Origin of the sequence: Streptomyces sp. Ag109_G2-15 (genome assembly GCF_900215565.1) — a bacterium.
GTDB lineage: Bacteria > Actinomycetota > Actinomycetes > Streptomycetales > Streptomycetaceae > Streptomyces > Streptomyces diastatochromogenes.
On record NZ_OCNI01000001.1, the window covers coordinates 3,818,901 to 3,840,600 of the forward strand.

Genomic DNA, 21,700 nt, shown 5'->3' on the forward strand with positions numbered 1-21,700 from the left:
CCCGGTTCCCGGGCGTGCTCCTCCCCGAACGAGGTCCCCCATGCGTGTGCGTCGTACCTCCGGAAGACTCCGCCCCAGATCGGTCCGCGCGAAGATCGTCGCCCTGCTGATGCTGCCCGTCGTGTCCCTCATGGCGCTGTGGGCCTACGCCGCGGTGACGACCGTCGCCGGGATCGGCGACACCGAGCGGGCCAAGGACGTCAACGCCGAACTCCTCACCCCCGTGGCCGACTTCGTCACCACGCTGCAGGCCGAGCGGACCGCCGCCACCCGGTACGCCGCCCGGCCCGACGCGGACTCCGGCGCCGCGCTGAAGACCGCCGGCGCCGCCACCGACCGGGCGACGACCGCGCTCGCCGACGGGATCAACGCCTCCGCCTCCGACGCCGCCCTGCTCAACTCCGCGCTCCCCGCCCGCATCGAGCGGCTGTCCGCCGACGCCGAACGGCTGGCGACGGTGCGCGCGCAGACCCAGCAGAAGGGCAAGGCCGCCGCGGCCTACACCGCCTACGGCTCCGTCATCGAGCACGCCTTCGCCGTCACCGGGGCGCTCACCGGCGAGAAGGGCACCGACTCCGCCTCCCAGGCGCGCGTGGTGCTCGAACTCTCCCGCGCGCGCGAGGCGGTGGCCCGGGAACAGGCGCTGCTCGCCGCCGGGAGCGCGGCCGGGCAGCTGACGCCGGCGCAGTACACACGGTTCGTGGGCGCCGCGGCGACCCGGCAGGAGCTGCTGGAGCCGGCGGTCGCCGACCTGAAGGCCGCGCACCAGGCGGCGTACGACAAGGTCCTGCACAGCGCGGCCTACAAGAGGCTGGCCGTGGTCGAGGACCGGGTCGGCGCGGCCGGGCCCGGCACGACCGCCGTGTCGGCGACCGCGCTCTCCGGCTGGGACACCTCGGCCGCCACCGTGCTAAAGGCCCTCACGGCCGCCGAGGAGGGCGCCGGTACCCGGGCCACCGCCCAGGCCGACCCGTTCGGCTGGAGCACGCTCGGCGCGTCCGGTGTCGCCGTCGTCCTCGGTCTGGTCGGCGTCCTGCTGTCGCTGCTCGTCTCCGTGCTCGTCGGCCGCGGCCTCATCGTCGAACTCCTCGACCTGCGCAACGACGCCCTGGAGGTGGCCGGCCGCCGGCTCCCGCAGGCCATGCGCAAGCTGCACGCCGGGCAGGGCGTCGACATCGACGCCGAGGCCCCCATGCGCCGCCTGGCCGGCGACGAGCTGGCCCAGGTCGGCACCGCCCTGACCGCCGTACAGCGGGCCGCCCTCAAGGCCGCCTCCGAACGCGCCGAACTGCTCAGCGGGATCTCCGGCGTGTACGTCAGCCTCGCGCGCCGCAGCCAGGTGCTGCTGCACCGGCAGCTCGACCTGCTCGCGGGCATGCAGCGGCGCCAGCACGATCCCGCGGAGCTGCAGGACCTGTACCGCGTCGACTACCTCGCCACGCGCATGCGGCGCCACTCCGAGAGCCTGCTGATCCTGTCCGGCATCGCGCCCGGGCGGGGCTGGCGGGACCCGATCCCGCTGGCGGACGTGCTGCGGGCCGCCGTCGCCGAGATCGAGAGCGCGACCCGGGTGCAGATCTGGGCCGTGCCACAGGTGTCGGTGGCCGGCGGCTCGGTCGCCGACGTGATCCATCTGCTCGCCGAGCTGGTCGAGAACGCGGCCGCCTTCTCCCCGCCCAGCACCAAGGTGCAGCTGCGCGCCGCGCAGCTCCGGGACGGGGTGCTCGTGGAGGTCGAGGACAGCGGCTTCGGCATGAACGAGGAGGCGATGGCCGAGGCCAACCGCAAGATCCAGTCCGGCACGGTCGACCTGCTCGACGCCAAGCAGATCGGCCTTTTCGTGGTCAACCGGCTGCGCGAGCGCCAGGGACTGCGGGTGGAGCTGCGCCCCTCGGCGAACGGCGGCGTCACCGCGGCCGTGCTGATCCCGGAGAGCCTGACGCGGGACGGCGTCCCCGCCGCGACGGCCGGCCGGACGCGGGGCCTGGCACCGGCGGCCGGCCTGCTTCCCGGCACGGGATGACCGTCCCCGGGGGCCGCTGACCAGCGGCGGGAAGGGGCGCGGCCGCCGCCGACTACGCTTGAAGGTCGATCCGTCCCCCTTGGCAGGAGTGAAATGGCCGTCAACCTGGTCAATGTCGAGAACGTCAGCAAGGTGTACGGCACCCGTGCCCTGCTGGACGGCGTCTCGCTCGGCGTGTCCGAGGGCGACCGGATCGGTGTGGTGGGCCGCAACGGCGACGGCAAGACCACGCTCATCCGGATGCTCGCCAAGGTGGAGGAGTCCGACACCGGACGCGTCACCCACTCCGGCGGGCTGCGCCTCGGCGTGCTCACCCAGCACGACTCCCTCGACCCCGCCGCCACCGTCCGCCACGAGGTCATCGGCGACATGGCCGACCACGAGTGGGCCGGCAACGCCAAGGTCAGGGACGTGCTGACCGGGCTGTTCGGCGGGCTCGACCTGCCCGGCTTCCCGAAGGGGCTCGACACCGTCATCGGGCCGCTGTCCGGTGGCGAGCGGCGCCGGATCGCGCTCGCCAAGCTGCTCATCGAGGAACAGGACCTGATCGTCCTCGACGAGCCCACCAACCATCTCGACGTCGAGGGCATCGCCTGGCTCGCCCGGCACCTGCAGAACCGCCGCTCGGCGCTGGTGTGCGTGACGCACGACCGGTGGTTCCTCGACCAGGTCTGCACCCGCATGTGGGACGTGCAGCGCGGCGACGTCTTCGAGTACGAGGGCGGCTACTCCGACTACGTCTTCGCGCGCGCGGAGCGCGAGCGGATCGCCGCCACCGAGGAGACCAAGCGGCAGAACCTCGTCCGCAAGGAGCTGGCCTGGCTGCGGCGCGGGGCGCCCGCGCGTACCTCCAAGCCGCGCTTCAGGGTCGAGGCCGCCAACGAGCTGATCGCGGACGTGCCGCCGCCCCGGGACAGCAGCGAGCTGATGAAGTTCGCCTCCTCCCGGCTCGGCAAGACGGTCTTCGACCTCGAGGACATCACCGTGCAGGCCGGGCCCAAGGTGCTGCTCAAGCACGTCACCTGGCAGCTCGGCCCCGGCGACCGCATCGGCCTCGTCGGCGTCAACGGCGCCGGCAAGACCTCCCTGCTGCGGGCCATGGCCGAGGCGGCGCGGACCGAGGGGGAGGCGCAGCCCGCCGGCGGGCGCATCGCCGTCGGCAAGACCGTCAAGCTCGCCTACCTCTCCCAGGAGGTCGCCGAACTCGACCCCGCCCTGCGGGTCCTGGAGGCCGTGCAGCGGGTCCGGGAGCGCGTCGATCTCGGCAAGGGCCGCGAGATGACCGCCGGGCAGCTGTGCGAGACGTTCGGCTTCAACAAGGAGAAGCAGTGGACGCCGGTCGGTGACCTCTCCGGTGGCGAGCGGCGCCGCCTGCAGTTGCTGCGCCTGCTCATGGACGAGCCCAACGTCCTCTTCCTCGACGAGCCCACCAACGACCTCGACATCGAGACCCTCACCCAGCTCGAGGACGTCCTCGACGGCTGGCCCGGCTCGATGATCGTCATCTCCCACGACCGGTTCTTCGTGGAGCGCACCACGGACCGTGTGTTCGCCCTCCTCGGCGACGGCACCCTGCGCATGCTGCCGCGCGGCATCGACGAGTACCTGGAGCGGCGCCAGCGGATGGAGGAGGCGGTCGCCGCGCAGGCCGCCGCCGCGGCACCCAAGGCGGACGCAACGGAGAAGAGCGCCGCCGACCAGCGCGCCGCCAAGAAGGAACTCCAGCGGATCGAGCGCCAGTTGGACAAGATCTCCGAGAAGGAGTCCAAGCTGCACGCCCAGATCGCCGAGAACGCCACCGACTTCGCGAAGGTCGCCGAACTGGACGGCCAGTTGCGCGATCTGGCCGTGGAGCGCGAGGAACTGGAGCTGCGCTGGCTGGAACTGGCAGAAGACGCGTGAAGGGCGCGTGAAGGCGCATAACGAGGGCATCACGGACCGGTCCTCCCTTGGGAACAGGGGTTGAACCGGCCCCGTGCCTTGTCAGTTGTGAGTGATAGAAAGAGCCGTCTGAGAACTTTCTGAGTACGACTCTGGGTCATCACGAACCTCAGGGCGTGGCTAAAAATCAGTGATCGAACGGGGGAACGCGCTGATGACTCAGCCGCCCAACCAGCCGCCGCAGGGCGGCTTCGGACCGCCGCAGGACCAGCCGCCGACCGGCGGCGCCTTCGGCGCACCGCAGAACCCGCCGCCTCCACAGGGGCCTCCGCAGACCCCGCCGCAGCCGGGGTACGGCTACCCCCAGCAGCCCGGCCCGTACGGCCGGCCCGCCCAGCCGGGACCGTACGGCCAGCCGAACGCGTACGCCCCGCAGCCCGGCTACGGCTATCCGCAGCAGCCGCCCCAGTTCCCGGGCGCGCCCGGCACCGGGCCCGGCGCACCCTTCGGCGGGAAGCCGGCGTCCAAGGGGAGGACGGCGCTGATCATCGCTGCCGCGGTGGCCGCGCTGGCCGTCATCGGCGGCACCGTCTACGCGGTCACGAGCGGCGACGGCGGCGACAAGAAGCCGGTCGCCCAGAAGAGCGACGACGGCAAGCAGTCCTCCGGCGCGCCGGTCAACCCCGGTGACGGCAGCGGCGACGGCGGTGCGGACCCGGAGAACCTCAACGAGGGCCGCAAGCCCGGCGAGGCGAAGGTGCTCTGGTACAAGACCGCACCCGACGCCCCCGGTTCCGGCGCCGACGCGCCCGGCATGTGGATCACCGGCAAGACGGCGGTCAAGGCGGCGTACAAGCAGCTCGTCGCCTACAACGTCGGCAACGGCAACCCGAGCTGGGACCCGATCACCTTCCCGCAGAAGATCTGCGCGGTCACCTCGCAGAAGTCCACCGACGACAAGATCGTCGTGGCGTACATGAGCGGTGTCAGCGACCGCGCCAAGTGCAACCAGATCCAGCAGATCGACCTGAACACCGGCAAGAAGGGCTGGAGCGGCGAGGTCGCCGACGGCGAGCTGTTCGACAGCGCGATCAGCATCGAACTGACCATCAGCGGAAAGACGCTGATGGTGGGCCGCTCGCAGTCGGGCACGGCGTACGACCTGGAGACCGGGCACAAGCTGTACGACAAGAAGAAGTACGGCACGAGCTGCTTCCCGACCGCGTTCGCGGGCGGCACGGGCCGGCTGGTCCAGGTGGCCTCCTGCGGCGCCGGCGGCAGCAACGAGCACGACGAGATCCAGGAACTCGACCCGGCCAGCGGCAAGGTCAGGTGGACGCAGCCGGTCAAGAAGGGCTGGACGGTCGCGCGGACCTATTCCCTCGACCCGCTCGTGGTGTATCTGACCAACGAGAGCAAGAAGGCCTGGAACATCTCCACCTTCACCAAGAGCGGCAAGTTCCGCTCGGAGGTCAAGGTGAACGAGAAGTTCGCCCCGCGCTGCGGCTGGGCGGTCCTCGAACGCGACCTGCAGGGCTGCCAGGGCGTCGCCGTCGACGCCGACACGCTCTACCTCCCCACCGACACCACCAGCGGTGCCAACGAGATCGTCGCCGTCAGCCTGGCCAACGGCAAGGAGAAGTGGCGCGTCAAGTCCCCCGCGGACGAGTCGATGTCCCCGGTGAAGACCGAGGGCGGCAAGCTGATCGCGTATGTGCATCCGTCGTACGAGGCGGGCGGCCAGATCGTGTCGATCCCGACCACCGGCGGCTCGCACACCACGACCAGGTTGCTGCAGAACCCGGCGGGCACCGCGGAGATCGAGGACACCTTCTTCGACGGCGCCGTCGACTGGGCCGACGGGCGTTTCTTCATCTCCTCCACCCGGTTGTCCGGCAACGACGACTCGAAGGAGAAGCTGATGATGGCCTTCGGCAAGTGAGTCCCGGCCCGTCTCCCGTCCTCCTTCCGCCGTCCGGCCCCGAGCGCTTCACCGAGGTACCTCCGTCATGACCCAGCCGCCGCCTCCGCCGCCGAATCAACCGCCTCAGCAGCCGCCGAACCAGCCCCCGCAGCAGGGCGGTTTCGGCCCGCCCCAGCCCCCGGCACCCCAGCCCGGATACGGCTATCCCCAGGCACCCCAGCCGCCCCAGGCCCCCCAGCCCGGCTACGGCTACCCCCAGGCCCCTCAGGCACCCCAGCCCCCGCAGCCGCCCCAGCCCGGCTACGGCTACCCCGGCGCGCAGCAGAACCCGTACACCCAGCCGGTCCCGCAGCAGGGTTACGGCTACCCGGGCGCTCCCACCGTGCCGATGTCGCCGCAGCCCGCGCAGCCCGGCGGCGGGAGGAACAACACCGCGCTCGTCATCATCGTCGCGGCGCTCGTCGTGATCGGCCTGATCGTCGGCGGCGGGGTCTGGTACGCCAAGTCCTCCGGGGACGACGGCAAGAAGGACGACACCGCCAACTCCAGTGGGGGCACGGGCGGCAAGGACGGCTCCGGGGGCACGTCCGGGGGCGGCAAGGAGAAGGTGCCGGCGAACACCGCCGCCAAGATCCTCTTCCAGGTCCCGCTGCCCAAGACGAACGACTCCGTCGTCACCGCGGGTTCCTGGCTGACCGACACGGTGTACGCCAAGAGCGGGATCGCGGAGATCGTCGGCTACGACCCCGCCAAGGGCACCAAGCTGTGGACGCTGAAGCTGCCCGGCCCGGTGTGCACGGCCAGCAAGCAGGCCACCGCGGACGGCAGAACGGCGATCGTCTTCCAGCCGAAGATGCCCGCGAAGAACTCCTTCGCGGGATGCAGCCAGGTCGCGGCCGTCGACCTCACCAAGGGCACCAAGCTGTGGACGAAGACGGTCAAGGCCGGCGACTCCGTGGTCAACCTGGAAAACGTGACGGTCTCTCACCACACCGTCGCGGTCGGCAGCACCAACGGCGGTGCCGCGTTCGACATCGACTCCGGCAAGTCGCTGTGGCAGCCGAAGCCGACGGACTCCTGCTACGACGCCGGGTACGGCGGCGGCGCCAAGCTGGTCGCGGTGCGCAAGTGCGGCAGCTACGGCAGCCGTGAGCTGCACATCCAGACCATCGACCCGACCTCCGGGAAGGTGATCTCCGACTACCAGATGGCCACGGGCATCGAGTACGCCAGCGTCGTCTCGACCGACCCGCTGGTGGTGGCCGCCGACGTCGGCGACAGCGCGGGCGACGGCAGCGGCATCTCGGACTACTTCTCCATCGACAACAAGACCGGCAAGCTGCTCACCCGTATCTCCGCGCCCGGCGACACCTACGCCGGCCGCTGCGACGGCATCAACCGCGTCGAGGACTGCAAGGAGGTCGTCGCGGGGGCCGGCAAGCTGTACGTGCCGACCGAGGAGCACGACGGCACGGGCCAGTCCAGCAAGACCAACGAGATCGTCGCCTTCGACCTGGCCACCGGCAAGCAGACCGGCCAGCGCGCCGAGGCCGGCGACGGCTACACGATCACCCCGCTGCGCATGGACGGCGGCAACCTGCTCGCCTACAAGCAGCCGCCCTACGACAAGGGCGGCCAGGTCGTCAGCATCGACGGCGGCTCCTTCAAGGCGACCAAGCTGCTGGAGAACCCGGCCGCGGGGGACGCGCGGCAGGCGGAGTCCACGATGCTCCCGGACTCCGCGGAGATCCTGTACGGGCAGGGCCGGCTGTTCATGTCGGCCGTGTACGCGCACAAGGTGTCGTACGGCAAGGAGTATCTGCTGCTCGCGTTCGGCGCGGGCGGCTGATCGCACGCCCCCGAGCGCTTCAGAGCGCCCGGGGTGAATGCCAGGTATTACCAGGGAGTGCCCCGGATTTCGTCGATCCGGGGCACTTCTCCTTCATAGGGGCAGCGCGACGTCGAACAAGCGTGTAGCTTCCGGGGGCATGAAGGCAGCGGAGCCGGGGGGCCCTCTGTCGTGGTGGACCGGTGGGCGTCCATAGTGGGGCATCCATAAGGGGGACTGGGGGGTTGCTCTATGGGAGTGCGGCTCATGGTCGTCGACGACCATCGCCTGCTCGCGGAGGCGTTGGCGTCGGCGCTGAAGCTGCGCGGGCACCGGGTGCTGGCGGCGGCGGCGCCGGTCGCGGGCGCGGCGGATCTGGTGATCGCGCGGGCGCCGGAGGTGTGCCTGCTGGGGACGGCGGGGCCGGCCGAGCCGGGGGCCTTCGACCCGGTGGTGAAGATCAAGCGGGACCGTCCGCAGGTGGCGGTGCTGGTGCTGGGTCCCGTGCCCTCGCCGCGGGGTATCGCGGCGGCCTTCGCGGCCGGTGCGTCGGGGTACGTACGGCACGACGAGCGGATCGAGGGGGTCGAGCGGGCCATCATGAAGGCCCGCGCGGGGGAGGCGGCGGTGGCGCCGCAGTTGCTGCAGGGTGCGTTCGGTGAGCTGCTCAACCCTGCGGCCCAGCCCGACGACGAGGGGCAGCGGCTGCTGCAGATGCTGACGCCGCGGGAGGTGGAGGTGCTGGTGCGGGTGGCCGACGGGGAGGACACCCGGCTGATCGCGGCGGGCATGGGGATCGCGCCGAGCACGGCCCGTACCCACGTCCAGCGGGTGCTGATGAAGCTGGGCGTGGGTTCGCGTCTGGAGGCGGCGGCGTTGGCTGCGCGCACGGGGTTGCTGGACAGGGCAGGCCCGCTGCTGGATTCGGCGGGACCGGAGCTGTAGCTACGGACGGTGCTCCTCCTCCGGCACCCCCTCCGGAGGAAGTGGCGGCGGAGTGGGCCGGAGCTTCAGCCAGGCCAGGAAGAAGATGCCCAGGAGCAGCATGCCGATGCCGGTCCAGAGGTTGATGTTGATGCCCTGGGCCTTGTCGATCTCGGCCTGGGAGTCGGTGATGCCGGTGATGGTGACGATGACGCCGTAGAGCACGAAGAGGCCGCCGATGATGCGGCGCAGGTCGAAGATGCGGGCCGCGGTCGCGGACTTGCCCTCCAGCTCGGTGACTTCCCGCTGGACATCCTCTTCGGAGTAGTGGAAGTGCTCGTGCTCGTGACGGCGAGAGTGCTCGCTCATGGTTTCCTCATCCTCCCGCGGTCAGAACGAGAACGGGATGTAGCAGGCGGCGGCCAGGACGACCGCGCCCCAGCCCAGCAGGGCCGGCTTGCGGTACCAGGCCTCGTCGCCGGGGGCGGCCGGTTCGGCCATGCCGGGGGAGCGGGTGCCGTAGACCAGGCCCTGCAGTTCCACGGCCGGCTTCGGGCTGGTGAACAGGGACACGGCGAACATGACGACCGCGCCGGCGACGAAGCCCGCGATCGCGGAGACGAAGTTGGCGCCCTGGTCGGAGGGGATCGCGATGATGCCCTTCTTGTAGAAGACGAAGTAGTTGACCATCGCGGTGACGGTGCCGGCGAGCAGCCCCCAGAAGCCGGACTTGGCGGAGGCGCGCTTCCAGAACATGCCGACGATGAAGACGACGAACATCGGCACGTTGAAGAAGGAGAACAGCGTCTGCAGGTAGGCCATGATGTTCGAGAACGACGAGGCCAGGAACGCCGTGCCGATGGAGGCGACGACGCCGACCGCGGTGATCAGGCGGCCGAAGCGGACGTAGTACGAGTCCTCGCGGCCGCGCACGACGTAGCGGGCCCAGATGTCATTGGTGAACACCGTGTTGAACGACGACACGTTGGCGGCCATGCCGGCCATGAACGCGGCGAGCAGGCCGGTGACCGCGATGCCGAGCACGCCGTTGGGCAGCAGTTCCTGCATCAGGAAGGGGATGGCGTCGTTGTACTGGTAGCCGGAGGCGGGGGTGCCGAAGTGCGGGACGATCGCGGCGGCGACCAGGCCCGGGATCATCACCAGGAAGACGATGAAGACCTTCGGGTAGGCGGCGATCAGCGGGGTGCGCTGGGAGGCGGAGAGGTTCTTCGCGGACAGCGCGCGCTGCACCTCGGCGAAGTTGGTCGTCCAGTAGCCGAAGGAGAGCACGAAGCCGAGGCCGAGGACGATGGTGAGCCAGTTGGCGCCCAGCGGGTTGGCGCTGCCGATGCCGGTGCCGCCCCAGGCGGTCGTGAAGTTCGGGCCGTGGGTGGCGGTGAGCTTGTCGGTCAGGCCGCTCCAGCCGCCGACCTTCTTCAGGCCGAGGACGGTGATCGGGATGAGGGCGGCGAGGATCACGAAGAACTGCAGGACCTCGTTGTAGATCGCCGAGGACAGGCCGCCCAGCGTGATGTACGCGAGCACGAAGGCGCCGGCGACCACGATGGCCACCCACTGCGGCCAGCCGAGCAGGGCCTCGACGACGATCGCGAGGGCGTACAGGTTGACACCGGCGATCAGGATGGCCGCGAAGGCGAACAGGATCGAACTGAGCAGGTGGGCGCCCCGGTCGAAGCGCAGCAGCAGGAACTCGGGGACCGAGCGGACCTTGCTGCCGTAGTAGAAGGGCATCATCACCAGGCCCAGGAAGACCATGGCGGGGATGGCGCCGATCCAGTACCAGTGCACGGTGTAGGCGCCGTACTGGGCGCTGTTCGCGGCCATGCCCAGGATCTCCGTGGCCGCCAGGTTCGCCGAGATGAAGGCGAGGCCGGTGATCCAGGCGGGCAGCGAGCGTCCGGAGAGGAAGAAGTCGAGGCTGGTCTTCACCGAGCGGCGGGCCGCGAAGCCGATGCCGAGGACGACGACGAAGTAGATCGCCAGGATCGTGTAGTCCAGCCCGTTCGTGGGGAGCCGTAGCTCCGCCGCCAGTTCTGTGGGGGCATATGTGGGGGTTTGCATGAGAACTCGCTTCGTTGCGCGAACTGATCCAGAGCGGAACCTATGCCTCCGCGTTCAGCAATTGAACACTTCTGTTGATGTCCTTTGTTTGATTGTGATGGTCCAGGGTGTTGTCGGGTTGTGGTCTGTTATGTTTGATTGTGTTGAGTGATTGGGTGCGGGACACACCCCTGGTGGGCTGAACAAGGAGTCCGGCGTGAAAAAGACCTCGACCCTGCTGGCCGACGGTCGTGAGCTGATCTACTACGACCTTCGGGACGACACCGTGCGGGACGCCGTCGACCGCCGCCCGCTGGACCGTACGATCACCACGTCCGAGGTCCGCCGCGATGTGCTGCTCGGCGACTCGGTGGCGATCGCCTCCCACCGTCAGGGCCGCACCTACCATCCGCCGGCCGACGAGTGCCCGCTGTGCCCCACGCGGGGCGAGCGGCTGAGCGAGATCCCGGACTCCTCGTACGACGTCGTCGTCTTCGAGAACCGCTTCCCCTCGCTGGCCGGCGACTCCGGCCGCTGCGAGGTCGTCTGCTTCACCTCCGACCACGACGCCTCCTTCGCCGACCTCACCGGGGAGCAGGCCCGCCTGGTGCTGGACGCCTGGACGGACCGCACCTCGGAGCTGTCGCATCTGCCCTCCGTCGAGCAGGTGTTCTGTTTCGAGAACCGGGGTGAAGAGATCGGTGTGACCCTCGGACACCCGCACGGTCAGATCTACGCCTACCCCTTCACCACGCCCCGCACCGCGCTGATGCTCCGCTCGCTCGCCGCCCACAAGGAGGCGACCGGCGGGGAGAACCTGTTCGACGCCATCGTGGAGCAGGAACTCGCCGGGGAGCGTGTCGTCCTTGAGGGTGAACACTGGCTGGCCTTCGTGCCCTACGCGGCGCACTGGCCGTACGAGGTCCACCTGTACCCGAGGCGCCGCGTCCCCGATCTGCTCGCGCTCGACGAGGCGGCACGCACAGAATTCCCCCAGATCTATCTGGAACTCTTGAGGCGCTTCGACCGGATCTTCGGTGAAGGTGAGTCCCCCACGCCCTACATCGCGGCCTGGCACCAGGCCCCGTTCGGCGCGCTGGAGGAGTTCGACGGTGTGACGCGGGACGACTTCGCGCTCCACCTCGAGCTTTTCACCATCCGCCGCACTTCCGGCAAGCTGAAGTTTCTCGCGGGTTCCGAGTCCGGCATGAGCGTGTTCATCAACGACGTGCCGCCGGAGCGCGCGGCCGAGCGACTGCGAGAGGTAGCGAGTTCATGAAGTACCTGGTGACGGGTGGGGCGGGGTACGTCGGCAGCGTGGTCGCCCAGCACCTGCTGGAGGCCGGCCACGAGGTCACCGTCCTCGACAACCTCTCCACGGGTTTCCGCGAGGGCGTGCCCGCCGGTGCCGCCTTCGTCGAGGGCGACATCCGCGACGCCGCCAAGTGGCTCGACGCCTCCTACGACGGCGTGCTGCACTTCGCCGCCTCCTCGCAGGTCGGCGAGTCGGTGGTGAAGCCGGAGAAGTACTGGGACAACAACGTGGCCGGCTCCATGGCCCTGCTCGGCGCCATGCGCGAGGCGGGCGTCCGCAAGCTGGTCTTCTCCTCCACGGCGGCCACCTACGGCGAGCCGGAGCAGGTCCCGATCGTGGAGAGCGCCCCGACGAAGCCGACCAACCCCTACGGCGCCACCAAGCTCGCCGTCGACCACATGATCACCAGCGAGGCGAACGCCCACGGCCTGGCCGCGGTGTCCCTGCGCTACTTCAACGTGGCCGGCGCCTACGGGGCCTACGGCGAGCGCCACGACCCCGAGTCGCACCTGATCCCGCTGGTCCTCCAGGTGGCCCAGGGCCGCCGCGACGCGATCTCGGTCTACGGCGACGACTACGCGACCCCCGACGGCACCTGCGTCCGCGACTACATCCACGTCGCGGACCTGGCGGAGGCCCACCTGCTGGCCCTGACGGCCGCGCAGCCGGGCGAGCACCTGATCTGCAACCTCGGCAACGGCAGCGGCTTCTCCGTCCGCGAGGTCATCGACACCGTCCGCAAGGTCACCGGTCACCCGATCCCCGAGGTGGTCGCACCGCGCCGCGGCGGGGACCCGGCGGTCCTGGTCGCCTCGGCGGACACGGCCCGCGAGAAGCTGGGCTGGAACCCGTCCCGCGCGGACCTCGCGGGGATCGTCGCGGACGCGTGGGAGTTCACGCGGCACATCGAGAAGTCTGCAAGGGAGCAGTAGTGGGGGCACAGCAGGTCCGGGAGCGCTTCGCCGAGCTGTACGGCGCCGAGCCGGAGGGCGTCTGGGCGGCGCCCGGCCGGGTCAACCTCATCGGCGAGCACACCGACTACAACGACGGCTTCGTGATGCCCTTCGCGTTGCCGCACCAGGCCACCGCGGCGGTCTCCCGCCGCACGGACGGCGTCCTGCGCCTGCACTCGGCGGACGTCGAGGGCGGGATCGTGGAGCTGCGGCTGGACGCGCTCGCCCCGCAGAGCGACGAGAACTGGACGGCGTACCCGGCGGGCGTGGTCTGGGCGCTGCGCGAGGCGGGCCACGAGGTCACCGGCGCGGACATCCACCTGTCCTCCACGGTCCCGACCGGCGCCGGCCTGTCCTCCTCCGCGTCCCTGGAGGTCGTGATCGCGCTCGCGCTCAGCGACCTGTACGACCTCGGTCTGCAGCGCTGGCAGCTGGCCCGCCTGTGCCAGCGCGCCGAGAACGTCTACGTCGGCGCGCCGACCGGGATCATGGACCAGACGGCCTCGGCCTGCTGCGAGTCCGGGCACGCCCTGTTCCTCGACACCCGCGACCTGTCCCAGCAGCAGATCCCCTTCGACCTCGCGGCCGAGGGCCTGCGCCTGCTGGTGGTCGACACGCAGGTCAAGCACGCCCACAGCGGCGGCGAGTACGGCAAGCGCCGGGCCGGCTGCGAGAAGGGCGCGGCCCTGCTCGGCGTGGACGCCCTGCGCGACGTCGCCTACGCCGACCTCGACGAGGCTCTCGCCCGCCTCGGCGACGAGGAGGAGGTCGTCCGCCTGGTCCGGCACGTCGTCACCGAGGACCAGCGGGTGGAGCGCGTGGTGGCCCTCCTCCGCGCCGGCGAGACCCGCGCCATCGGCCCGGTCCTCACCGAGGGCCACGCCTCCCTCCGCGACGACTTCCGCATCTCCTGCCCGGAGCTGGACCTGGTCGTCGACACCGCCCTCGCGAACGGCGCGCTCGGCGCCCGTATGACCGGCGGCGGCTTCGGCGGCTCGGCGATCGTCCTCGCGGAGGCCACCGACGTGGACACCCTCACCAAGGCCGTCGAGGAGGCCTTCGCCGTGGCCGGTTTCACGGCCCCGCGCGTCTTCGAAGCGGTGCCTTCGGCGGGGGCGCGGCGGGCGAACTGACGGCATCGGTCCCCCCCGGCCCACACCGGCCTCGTACGCGATCGACGTGTACGGGGCCGGTGTCGTCGTTCCCTGGCTTCGGCCGAACTACCGAGCCCCCGCAGGGCACTTGGGAATGGCCGGTAATGTACATGGCCATCACCGCAGCGTCCGGCGGTGCACCAGGAGACACGGGGGAGAACACCTATGGCGTGGGACGAGTGGGAACAGCTGAAGACCACGGCGGCCGACCGGCATTCCACCCGGATGCAGCTCAACCAGTACCCGGCCGACCAGGGAGGCGGCGGCACCCAGGGAGATCTCGTAGTAGGGCACAAGGACCTGGAGGCGGTCGGCAAGGCGGCCCATGACCTGTTCAACGACTTCACGACCTACAGCGGCCACGCGCGCGTGGCCTCCGAGGCGGCCGCGGGCGGACTCAAGGGCGAGGGTTTCGCCCTCGGAGACGCCCTGGACCATGTGACGCAGCGCTGGAACGAGCAGACCAAGACCCTGCTGGACGCATGCGCCCACATCTCCAACCACCTCCGCTCCACCCAGAACCAGCACGCGGCCGACGACTCCTACATCGCCGGCACGGTCAGCAGCATCGCCACGCTCGACGAGGGCTTCGACGACCGGAAGGGCCACTGACGCCGATGGACCTCGACGCTCTGCGCCACGGAAACTTCGCCAAGCTCGGTGAAGCGGTCACCGACTGGGAACAGATGACGAGGAAACTCGCCGACCTGCGGAAGGACGCCGAGAACAACCTCAAGGCCAAGGCCGACACGGCCAAGTGGGCGGGGGTGAACGCCACCGTCAGCCGCGAGTTCATCGACAAGACCGCCGCCGAGTTCGCCGACGCGCACACCCAGGCCGACTCCATCACCAAGATCCTCAGCGACACACGCGGCGAACTCATCGGCTACCGCACCCAGCTGAACGACGCGATCAGGCGGGCCTCGGAGCAGAACCTGACCGTGGTCGACACCGGCTGCGGCACGTTCACCGTCGCCGGGAACACCCGGCCCGACTGGGCGTCCGACCCCAGCGGGAACACCGGCGTGACGGACCAGAAGGTGGTCGACGCCTTCCGCGACGAGATCCAGGGCATCCTGTCCAAGGCGACGGAGAGCGACACCAGCGCCGCGAAGGTCCTGAGGCTCCTCGTCGACCAGGCCAAGTACGGCTTCGCCGACGCCTCCTACGCCGACCGGGACGAGGCGGCCAAGGCCGTCGCCGCCGCGGAGAAGCTGGCGAAGATGGCCGAGAACCCGGACGACATGAGCCTCGACGACATCGCCGCCTTCAACCGCACGATGGGGCAGTACCACGACGACCCCCTGTTCGCCGAGCAGTTCGCGACCCGCCTGGGGCCCAAGAAGACGCTCCAGTTCTGGACCGAGATGAGCTACACCCACGCCGGCGCGCGGGGCTCGGAACTCGACACGATGAAGGACCTGCAGAGCAACCTGAGCATGACGCTGGCCACGGCGTCCTTCTCGGACTCGGACGCGATGAAGGACTGGAAGAAGGACCTCCTCGCCGAGACCAACACCAACTTCCGCGCCGACAAGTCGCCCAGCCCGGTCGGCGCCCTCGGCTCCCAGGTCATCAGCAGCCTCATGCGCCAGGGCCAGTACGACACCGAGTTCCTCGACGACTACCGCCAGAAGCTGTTCAAGCAGGACAGGGGAGCGGGAGAGTCGAACACCGACGACCTGTGGGTCAAGGGCTACGACGCGACGGACCTCGTCTTCGGCGACGGCAACGGCCGGGACCCGCTGGAGGGACTGTTCGACGGCCTCTCCCACAACCCGGAGGCTGCGGAGCACGCCTTCGAGTCCAAGTCGGACCTGGACCACATGCTCGGCACCACCAAGTACACGGACCGCGGAGAGTCCCTCGGGCACGCCCTGGAGGCCGCGGTCACCGGGGTCGCCAACGGCGACACCTCCTCCATGGCCCCGCCGCACAGCGCGGACCAGGTCAAGATCATGGGCAACATCATGCAGGCGGTGGCCGATCCCGACGGGGGCGCGGACCTGGTGACCAAGGGGCTGGGCGAGAGCTTCGGGGACATGTCGGCTTCTTATATGCCGGAGATCAGCCAGGCCCTGGCCGGTCCCAACTCGGGCTCCGCTTTCCTTACGAACAGTGAAGATCCCGGTGCTTTCCAGGGAAAGCACGTCCCCGATGTGGTGCGGTTTCTCTCCGCGACATCCGCCGACCCGGCGGGCCGGGCCGGGATCATTTACGGCGAGAGCATCTACACCGGCAGCCTCCTCGAATCACATCTTTCCGACCCTTCCTTGTTCCACGGCTCCCGTGAGCACGTGCTCCAGGACATCGGCAGGAATGCGGGCATCATCGAGGGCATCGTCGGGCATTCCGTCGCGGACGGCGAAGTCAAGGCCGCCGTCGATGGAGAGTCGGACTACAACGACGCCCTGAAGCAGAAGGGGGACGCTGCCAAGACCTGGGTCAACATCGGTTTGACCGGCCTCAAGCTCCCCGAGCATCTGGGCGGAGAGGTCATGGGGTCCGTGGTCGGGGGAGCGGCCGGTGCCGTTGCCGGCGGGGCCGTCGACCGTCTGATCGAAGGCCAGGAGATGCACGGCGCCAAGGACCAGGGGTTGTACGCGAGCGCCAAGGACCTGTATGCGATGCGGGATTCCGTCAACCAGCAGACACAGTGGTCGACCGAGGACGCGCTTGCTCGACACCATGTGAACCTGCCCAAGGACGACGCCGACGATCTCATCCGCAATTCCGTCAACCTGGGCTGGGACCAGAGCAGTGAGTACTTGAGCAATACGAAGGAGCGGCCCTAGTGGAAAGGTCACAGACGAGCCGAACGAAAGTCATCCTTCTGTTCTTCGTGGCTCTCGGACTCTTCTGCGGCGCTGGGTGGCTTTTCCTGAACAAAGGCCTCTATCTGCTCCCGGACAAGATGTGCGAAGGCACTCTCAAACGGGACATGGTCAAGCAGGTGCTGCCCCGGGCGCAATCGGCCGACAGCGGCTCCGACAGCCAGGGCGCGGGGGACAACCTGTCTTTCTGGTGTCACGTCACCACCAGCGATGACGTGTCCCTCTCCGGCGAAGCACGGGTCCAGTCCGTCTCCCAGCAGCAATGGCTCGACAACTATCGGGAGTCCGGAGCCCGGCATGTCATCCACGTCTCCGTGGGCGACATAGAAGGTCTGGCTCAGATCGATCCCGGTACGGACACGTCGTCGGTGTACGTGCCCTGTGTACCTCCCGCCGTCCCTTCCTACAACGCCTCCGAGCCCTACGCGGTCATCGGTGAGACCCGGGTCTACGGAAGCGCCAAGGCCACGGGCGTGCCGTTGCGGCAGGCTCTGACCGACTTCGCCTACCAACTTTCCAAGCACGCCTACAGACTGGCCGGGTGCAAGGCTCCCCGCGACTTTCCCGCGGAACTGCCCCGCTACAAGGACCAGTGATGAACGACGACGAGATACGGTCCCGGTTCGACGGCCGGGGGCAGGTCGAGATCCAGGGCGCCGTGTCGGTGAAGGCTCGGGCCGAGGCGATCGCGCACGCGCTCGGGTACGTGCTGATCTCCACCGAGCAGCTCCGCGGCGCGGGTTATGTGCTGCTCGGATATCGCGGCCCCGTCACCCTGCGGCTGCTCTTCCGGCGCGACGACGACCCCCGGGCCCGCCGCCGGGCGGAGCGGACCATCGAGCGGCTGCGGGCGGGCGGCCCGGTGCTGTCGGACGACGAACCGCCGTTGCCCCCGCCGCCACCGCCGACCCCGGCACCGCCCCTCACCCCCCGGCCGCCGGCACCCCGCCCCCGCCGCTCGCTGGAACCCCAGCCGCCGCCACCGGTGGGCCCGCCGGCGCCCAGGATCCCGCCCCGGCCGCCCTACCCGCCCCCGCCCCGGCCGCCCTACCCGCCCCCGCCCTCGCCACCTCCGTCGACCCCTCCGGCGGAGTGACCCCCCGTCACCCCAGCCGCTTCGTCAGCGTGTACTCCGTGATCCCCGGCGGATAGTCGGGGATCACGCACACCACGTCGTACCCCTGCTTCTTGTAGAACTCCGGTGCCTGGAAGTCCCACGTCTCCAGCCGGGCGGCCGTGCAGCCGCGCTTGGTGCGGGCGATGCGCTCGGCCTTGGTGAGGAGGCGGGAGCCGAGGCCGGTACCGCGGTGGGCGGCGTCGACCCACAGGTAGGTGACGTGCATCCAGGTCGTCCAGGTGTGGCCGACCAGGCCGCCCGCCAGGTCTCCGGCCGGGTCCAGCGCCCAGACGTGCAGGGGGACTTCACGTTCCCCCGGTGTGCCGCGCAGGGCCGCGAGCACCGGGGACGCCGCCGTGTTGGTGTCCCGCAGCCGGGAGCGGAGCAGATCACGTCGGGCTTTGTCGACTTCCGCCTCAATACGAAACATGCGGCACACCATAAACGTGCCGGACGGCCAGTTCTGTAAATCGGCTTCCGCTCCGTGCTCCCATCCGTACTCTGAGGAGCAGTACCGGTGGGGGCCGGTGCTTATCAGGGGGCGAGACAGGCGGGTACGGCGCCTGTGGTGGGGGTAGCAGTTTCCGCAACGGCGGCGGCCGTGCGGTGGGCGTTCCTTCCGCAGGTGTCGTGCCCGCGCGGGTCGTCGTGCTCCGAACCTTGGGTATCCCCTGCTCCGTGCGGAGCCTGGGGAAGGGGGTTTCGTGGTTCGTATCCGAGTCCTGGTCGTCGACGACCACCGCATCTTCGCCGAGTCGCTGGCCGCGGCGCTGGCCGCCGAGCCCGACGTCGACGTCTCCGCCGCCGGCAGCGGCCCGGCCGCGCTGCGCTGCCTGGAGCGCGCGGCCGCCGAGGGCCGCCGCTACGACGTCCTTCTCGTCGACGCCGACCTGGGCGGCAACCTGCCCGGCGTCCGCCCGGCCGTGCCCGTGCGGGAGGGCAACGAGGAGGGCCTGGTCGACGGGATCTCGCTGGTCGCGGGCGTCCGCTCGGCGCAGCCCGCAGTGCGCACGGTGGTGCTCGCCGAGAAGGACGACCCCCGGCGCGCGGCCCTCGCGCTGCAGGCGGGTGCCTCCGGCTGGGTCGCCAAGGACTGCTCGCTCTCCCGGCTGTTGACGGTGATCCGGGGTGTGCTGCGCGACGAGACCCATCTGCCGCCCGCCCTGCTCACGGGCGTCCTCAAGGAGCTGACGGCCGCGCGCAAGCACCGCACCGAGAGCGAGCAGCTGGTGGAGTCGCTGACCCCGCGCGAGCGGGAGGTGCTGCGCTGCATGGTCGCGGGCCTCGGCCGCAAGGCCGTCGCCGAACGGCTGTTCCTCTCCCCGCACACCGTGCGCACCCACATGCAGAACGTCCTCGGCAAGCTGGGCGTCCACTCGACCCTGGCCGCCGTCGCGCTCGCCCGGCGGGCCGGAGTCGGGCCGGTGGACCTAGCCGGGGATGTTGTCGAACGGGGCGGTCAGCTGGCGTAGCAGGCCGGCGAGTTCGGCGCGCTGGGCGCGGGACAGCTCGGCGAGGATCGCCCGCTCCTGTTCCAGCAGGCCCGCGAGCGCCTGGTCCGCGCGGTCCCGGCCCGTGTCGGTCAGCCGGACCAGCACGCCCCGCCGGTCGCTCGGGTCGGGCAGCCGCTCCACCAGGCCCTTCTTCGCGAGCCGGTCGATCCGGTTGGTCATCGTGCCCGAGGTGACCAGGGTCTGGGTCAGCAGCTGTCCGGGGGAGAGCTGGTACGGCGTTCCCGCGCGCCTGAGCGCGGTCAGCACGTCGAACTCCCAGGGTTCGAGTTGGTGCTCGGAAAAGGCGAGCCGGCGTGCGCGGTCCAGGTGCCGGGCCAGTCTGCTCACCCGGCTGAGCACTTCCAGCGGCTCCACGTCGAGGTCCGGACGCTCCCGGCGCCACGCTGCGACCAGCCGATCGACCTCGTCCTCCATGGAGATCAGTGTAGTGGTTGTGTCGACATGAAGTCTCTTGATCTCAAGTCTCTTGACATCAAGATAAGTGCGGCGGGAGAGTGGAGGACATGACGACGCCCACCTGGGACCCCGCCCAGTACCTCCGCCACGCCGGCCACCGCTCCCGCCCCTTCGCCGACCTGCTCGCCCGCGTCCCGGCTCTCCCGGACGAGCGGCCGCGCATCGCCGACCTCGGCTGCGGCCCCGGCAACGTCACCGCCCTGCTCGCCGAACGCTGGCCCACCGCGCACATCACCGGCTACGACAACTCGCCCGAGATGCTCGACAAGGCCCACGTCGACCACGAGGGCGCCACGGCCGGCGGCGGCCACCTCGACTTCGCCCACGCCGACGCCCGCGTCTGGACGCCCGAGGAGCCGCACGACCTGATCGTCTCCAACGCCACCCTGCACTGGGTGCCGGGGCACACCGACCGCTTCGCCGACTGGATCGCCGCCCTCAAGCCCGGCGGCACCTTCGCCTTCCAGGTCCCGGACAACATCGACGCCCCGCTGCACGCCCTGATGCGCGAACTGGCCGCCACACCCCGCTGGAAGTCCCGCCTGGCCGACGTCCTGCGCCACGAGGACTCCGTCCACGAGCCCGGCGTCTACCTGGACCGCCTCGCCCGCCTGGGCTGCGCGACCGATGTGTGGCAGACGACGTACCTCCACATCCTTCCGGGCGAGGACCCGGTCCTTGACTGGGTCAAGGGCACCGGCCTCCGCCCCGCTCTGACCGCCCTGGCCGACGACCCCGAGGCCCGCGACGCCTTCGTCACCGAGTACCGCGACCTGCTCCGGGAGGCCTACCCGACCGAGCCGTACGGCACGGTGTTGCCCTTCCGCCGCCTGTTCGCGGTGGCCGTGAAGGGGGAGTGACGATGCTCGCCGCTGTGGACCACGTCCAGCTGGCGGCTCCGCCCCGGTCGGAGGACACGCTGCGGGCGTACTACGTCGACGTCCTCGGAATGACGGAGATCCCGAAGCCGCCTGTGCTGGCGGCGCGGGGCGGCTGCTGGTTCCAGGCGGGACCCGTCCAGCTCCATCTGGGCATCGAGAAGGACTTCCGGCCCGCGAAGAAGGCCCATCCGGGACTCCGAGTGACGGACATCGAGGCGTACGCTGCCCGGCTGGCCGCACGTGGAGCGCCGGTGACCTGGGACGACAACCTCCCCGGCCACCTACGCTTCTACTCGGAGGATCCAGTGGGGAACCGGCTGGAGTTTCTGGAGAAGGTCAGGCCGTCCGACCCAGGTGTGTGATGAGGATGCGAACCACGTCGTCTTCGATCACGTAGAGGACGCGGTACGCGCCCACGCGCAGGCGCCGGATGTTGGGGCCGTAAGCGGTGGAGTTGGCGGGGCGCGGTGTCTCGGCGAGTGCGTCGACGGCTTCATAGACGGACGCGAGCCCAGAAGGGTCGTCCTTGAGGAACCGTACGGCCTGGTCCGTGGCGCCCGGCTCCCAGATGATGCGGTAGGTCACGGACGCAGCCCCAGAAGGCGTCCGACCTCCTCATGGGGGATGCCCTCTCCCAAGGTGCCCTCAGCCTTGCGTCGCTGGTAGTCGGCGACGGCCAGGGCGTCTTCGAGATCCTCTATCACCTGCGGCGAGACGAGAAGTGCCGCCACATGCCCGTGGTCGGTGAGGGCGATGGTCTCGCGGCCATGAGCCGCACGGCGGACCAGGTCTCCGAGCTGGGAACGGGCGGCGCTGATCGCAATCTCGGTCATGC

The 21,700-nt window shown here is 70.1% G+C and carries 21 protein-coding genes; 15 read left to right on the forward strand and 6 right to left on the reverse strand.

The annotated features are described in order from the left end of the window. Positions 1–40: 40 nt before the first annotated feature. The 5 genes from CRP49_RS17165 to CRP49_RS17185 all read left to right on the forward strand — a co-directional run bounded on the left by CRP49_RS17165 (position 41) and on the right by CRP49_RS17185 (position 8,601). Positions 41–2,023, forward strand: coding sequence for an ATP-binding protein (locus CRP49_RS17165; protein ID WP_097254156.1), 1,983 nt, complete (start codon positions 41–43; stop codon positions 2,021–2,023). A 93-nt stretch (positions 2,024–2,116) separates the two neighbouring features. After that, on the forward strand, positions 2,117–3,925 hold the full coding sequence (locus CRP49_RS17170; RefSeq protein ID WP_097254157.1) for an ABC-F family ATP-binding cassette domain-containing protein: 1,809 nt from the start codon (positions 2,117–2,119) through the stop codon (positions 3,923–3,925). A gap of 193 nt (positions 3,926–4,118) precedes the next feature. Continuing rightward, positions 4,119–5,846: a PQQ-binding-like beta-propeller repeat protein gene (locus CRP49_RS17175; RefSeq protein ID WP_097257415.1), complete on the forward strand. Its 1,728-nt coding sequence runs from the start codon at positions 4,119–4,121 to the stop codon at positions 5,844–5,846. 67 nt (positions 5,847–5,913) lie between these two features. Continuing rightward, positions 5,914–7,677 (forward strand): PQQ-binding-like beta-propeller repeat protein, encoded by a 1,764-nt coding sequence (locus CRP49_RS17180; RefSeq protein ID WP_097254158.1) that lies wholly within the window; start codon positions 5,914–5,916, stop codon positions 7,675–7,677. 231 nt (positions 7,678–7,908) lie between these two features. Further along, entirely contained in the window at positions 7,909–8,601 is a 693-nt protein-coding gene (locus tag CRP49_RS17185) for a LuxR C-terminal-related transcriptional regulator (protein WP_097254159.1), read from the forward strand. Here CRP49_RS17185 and CRP49_RS17190 read toward each other — a convergent pair whose 3' ends face one another. Beyond that, positions 8,602–8,949 carry a hypothetical protein gene (locus CRP49_RS17190; protein WP_097254160.1) on the reverse strand — a complete coding sequence of 116 codons (348 nt, stop codon included), beginning with the start codon at positions 8,947–8,949 and terminating at the stop codon, positions 8,602–8,604. A 21-nt stretch (positions 8,950–8,970) separates the two neighbouring features. Next, positions 8,971–10,662: a sodium:solute symporter family protein gene (locus CRP49_RS17195; RefSeq protein ID WP_097254161.1), complete on the reverse strand. Its 1,692-nt coding sequence runs from the start codon at positions 10,660–10,662 to the stop codon at positions 8,971–8,973. Positions 10,663–10,858: 196 nt separating this feature from the next. Here CRP49_RS17195 and galT point away from each other — a divergent pair, with 196 nt between their 5' ends. The 7 genes from galT to CRP49_RS17230 all read left to right on the forward strand — a co-directional run bounded on the left by galT (position 10,859) and on the right by CRP49_RS17230 (position 17,993). Next, on the forward strand, positions 10,859–11,920 hold the full coding sequence (gene galT, locus CRP49_RS17200; RefSeq protein ID WP_097254162.1) for a galactose-1-phosphate uridylyltransferase: 1,062 nt from the start codon (positions 10,859–10,861) through the stop codon (positions 11,918–11,920). Continuing rightward, positions 11,917–12,888, forward strand: coding sequence for a UDP-glucose 4-epimerase GalE (galE, locus tag CRP49_RS17205; RefSeq protein ID WP_097254163.1), 972 nt, complete (start codon positions 11,917–11,919; stop codon positions 12,886–12,888). The genes galT and galE overlap by 4 nt, the downstream gene beginning before the upstream one ends. After that, positions 12,888–14,042: a galactokinase gene (galK, locus tag CRP49_RS17210; protein ID WP_097254164.1), complete on the forward strand. Its 1,155-nt coding sequence runs from the start codon at positions 12,888–12,890 to the stop codon at positions 14,040–14,042. Before galE ends, galK begins: the two co-directional genes overlap by 1 nt. A gap of 186 nt (positions 14,043–14,228) precedes the next feature. Then, the gene (locus CRP49_RS17215) at positions 14,229–14,675 is read left to right on the forward strand and encodes a hypothetical protein (RefSeq protein WP_094217396.1); all 447 of its coding nucleotides are present in this window, start codon (positions 14,229–14,231) and stop codon (positions 14,673–14,675) included. A gap of 5 nt (positions 14,676–14,680) precedes the next feature. Beyond that, the gene (locus CRP49_RS17220) at positions 14,681–16,858 is read left to right on the forward strand and encodes a hypothetical protein (protein WP_097254165.1); all 2,178 of its coding nucleotides are present in this window, start codon (positions 14,681–14,683) and stop codon (positions 16,856–16,858) included. A gap of 47 nt (positions 16,859–16,905) precedes the next feature. Further along, positions 16,906–17,493, forward strand: a complete 588-nt coding sequence (locus CRP49_RS17225) for a hypothetical protein (protein ID WP_143670002.1) — start codon at positions 16,906–16,908, stop codon at positions 17,491–17,493. Beyond that, the gene (locus tag CRP49_RS17230) at positions 17,493–17,993 is read left to right on the forward strand and encodes a hypothetical protein (protein ID WP_097254167.1); all 501 of its coding nucleotides are present in this window, start codon (positions 17,493–17,495) and stop codon (positions 17,991–17,993) included. The genes CRP49_RS17225 and CRP49_RS17230 overlap by 1 nt, the downstream gene beginning before the upstream one ends. A gap of 7 nt (positions 17,994–18,000) precedes the next feature. Here CRP49_RS17230 and CRP49_RS17235 read toward each other — a convergent pair whose 3' ends face one another. Next, on the reverse strand, positions 18,001–18,456 hold the full coding sequence (locus tag CRP49_RS17235; RefSeq protein WP_179851653.1) for an N-acetyltransferase: 456 nt from the start codon (positions 18,454–18,456) through the stop codon (positions 18,001–18,003). A gap of 262 nt (positions 18,457–18,718) precedes the next feature. On the opposite strand from CRP49_RS17235, the gene CRP49_RS17240 reads away from it, so the two are divergent. Further along, complete coding sequence (locus CRP49_RS17240; RefSeq protein ID WP_097254168.1) at positions 18,719–19,486, forward strand: response regulator transcription factor; 768 nt, start codon at positions 18,719–18,721, stop codon at positions 19,484–19,486. On the opposite strand, the gene tamR is transcribed toward CRP49_RS17240, so the two are convergent. Then, the gene (gene tamR / locus CRP49_RS17245; protein WP_053661755.1) at positions 19,445–19,942 is read right to left on the reverse strand and encodes a MarR family transcriptional regulator TamR; all 498 of its coding nucleotides are present in this window, start codon (positions 19,940–19,942) and stop codon (positions 19,445–19,447) included. The two genes, CRP49_RS17240 and tamR, sit on opposite strands and share 42 nt — an antisense overlap. A gap of 89 nt (positions 19,943–20,031) precedes the next feature. Between tamR and CRP49_RS17250 the strand changes: the two genes are divergently transcribed. Next, positions 20,032–20,844, forward strand: coding sequence for a trans-aconitate 2-methyltransferase (locus CRP49_RS17250; protein WP_097254169.1), 813 nt, complete (start codon positions 20,032–20,034; stop codon positions 20,842–20,844). Positions 20,845–20,846: 2 nt separating this feature from the next. Continuing rightward, positions 20,847–21,227 (forward strand): VOC family protein, encoded by a 381-nt coding sequence (locus tag CRP49_RS17255; RefSeq protein ID WP_097254170.1) that lies wholly within the window; start codon positions 20,847–20,849, stop codon positions 21,225–21,227. On the opposite strand, the gene CRP49_RS17260 is transcribed toward CRP49_RS17255, so the two are convergent. Together CRP49_RS17260 and CRP49_RS17265 are read right to left on the reverse strand one after the other, a co-directional pair. Further along, complete coding sequence (locus tag CRP49_RS17260) at positions 21,202–21,450, reverse strand: type II toxin-antitoxin system RelE/ParE family toxin (RefSeq protein WP_097254171.1); 249 nt, start codon at positions 21,448–21,450, stop codon at positions 21,202–21,204. The genes CRP49_RS17255 and CRP49_RS17260 overlap by 26 nt on opposite strands. Beyond that, on the reverse strand, positions 21,447–21,698 hold the full coding sequence (locus CRP49_RS17265; protein WP_097254172.1) for a type II toxin-antitoxin system Phd/YefM family antitoxin: 252 nt from the start codon (positions 21,696–21,698) through the stop codon (positions 21,447–21,449). The genes CRP49_RS17260 and CRP49_RS17265 overlap by 4 nt, the downstream gene beginning before the upstream one ends. Between the last annotated feature and the right edge of the window lie 2 nt (positions 21,699–21,700).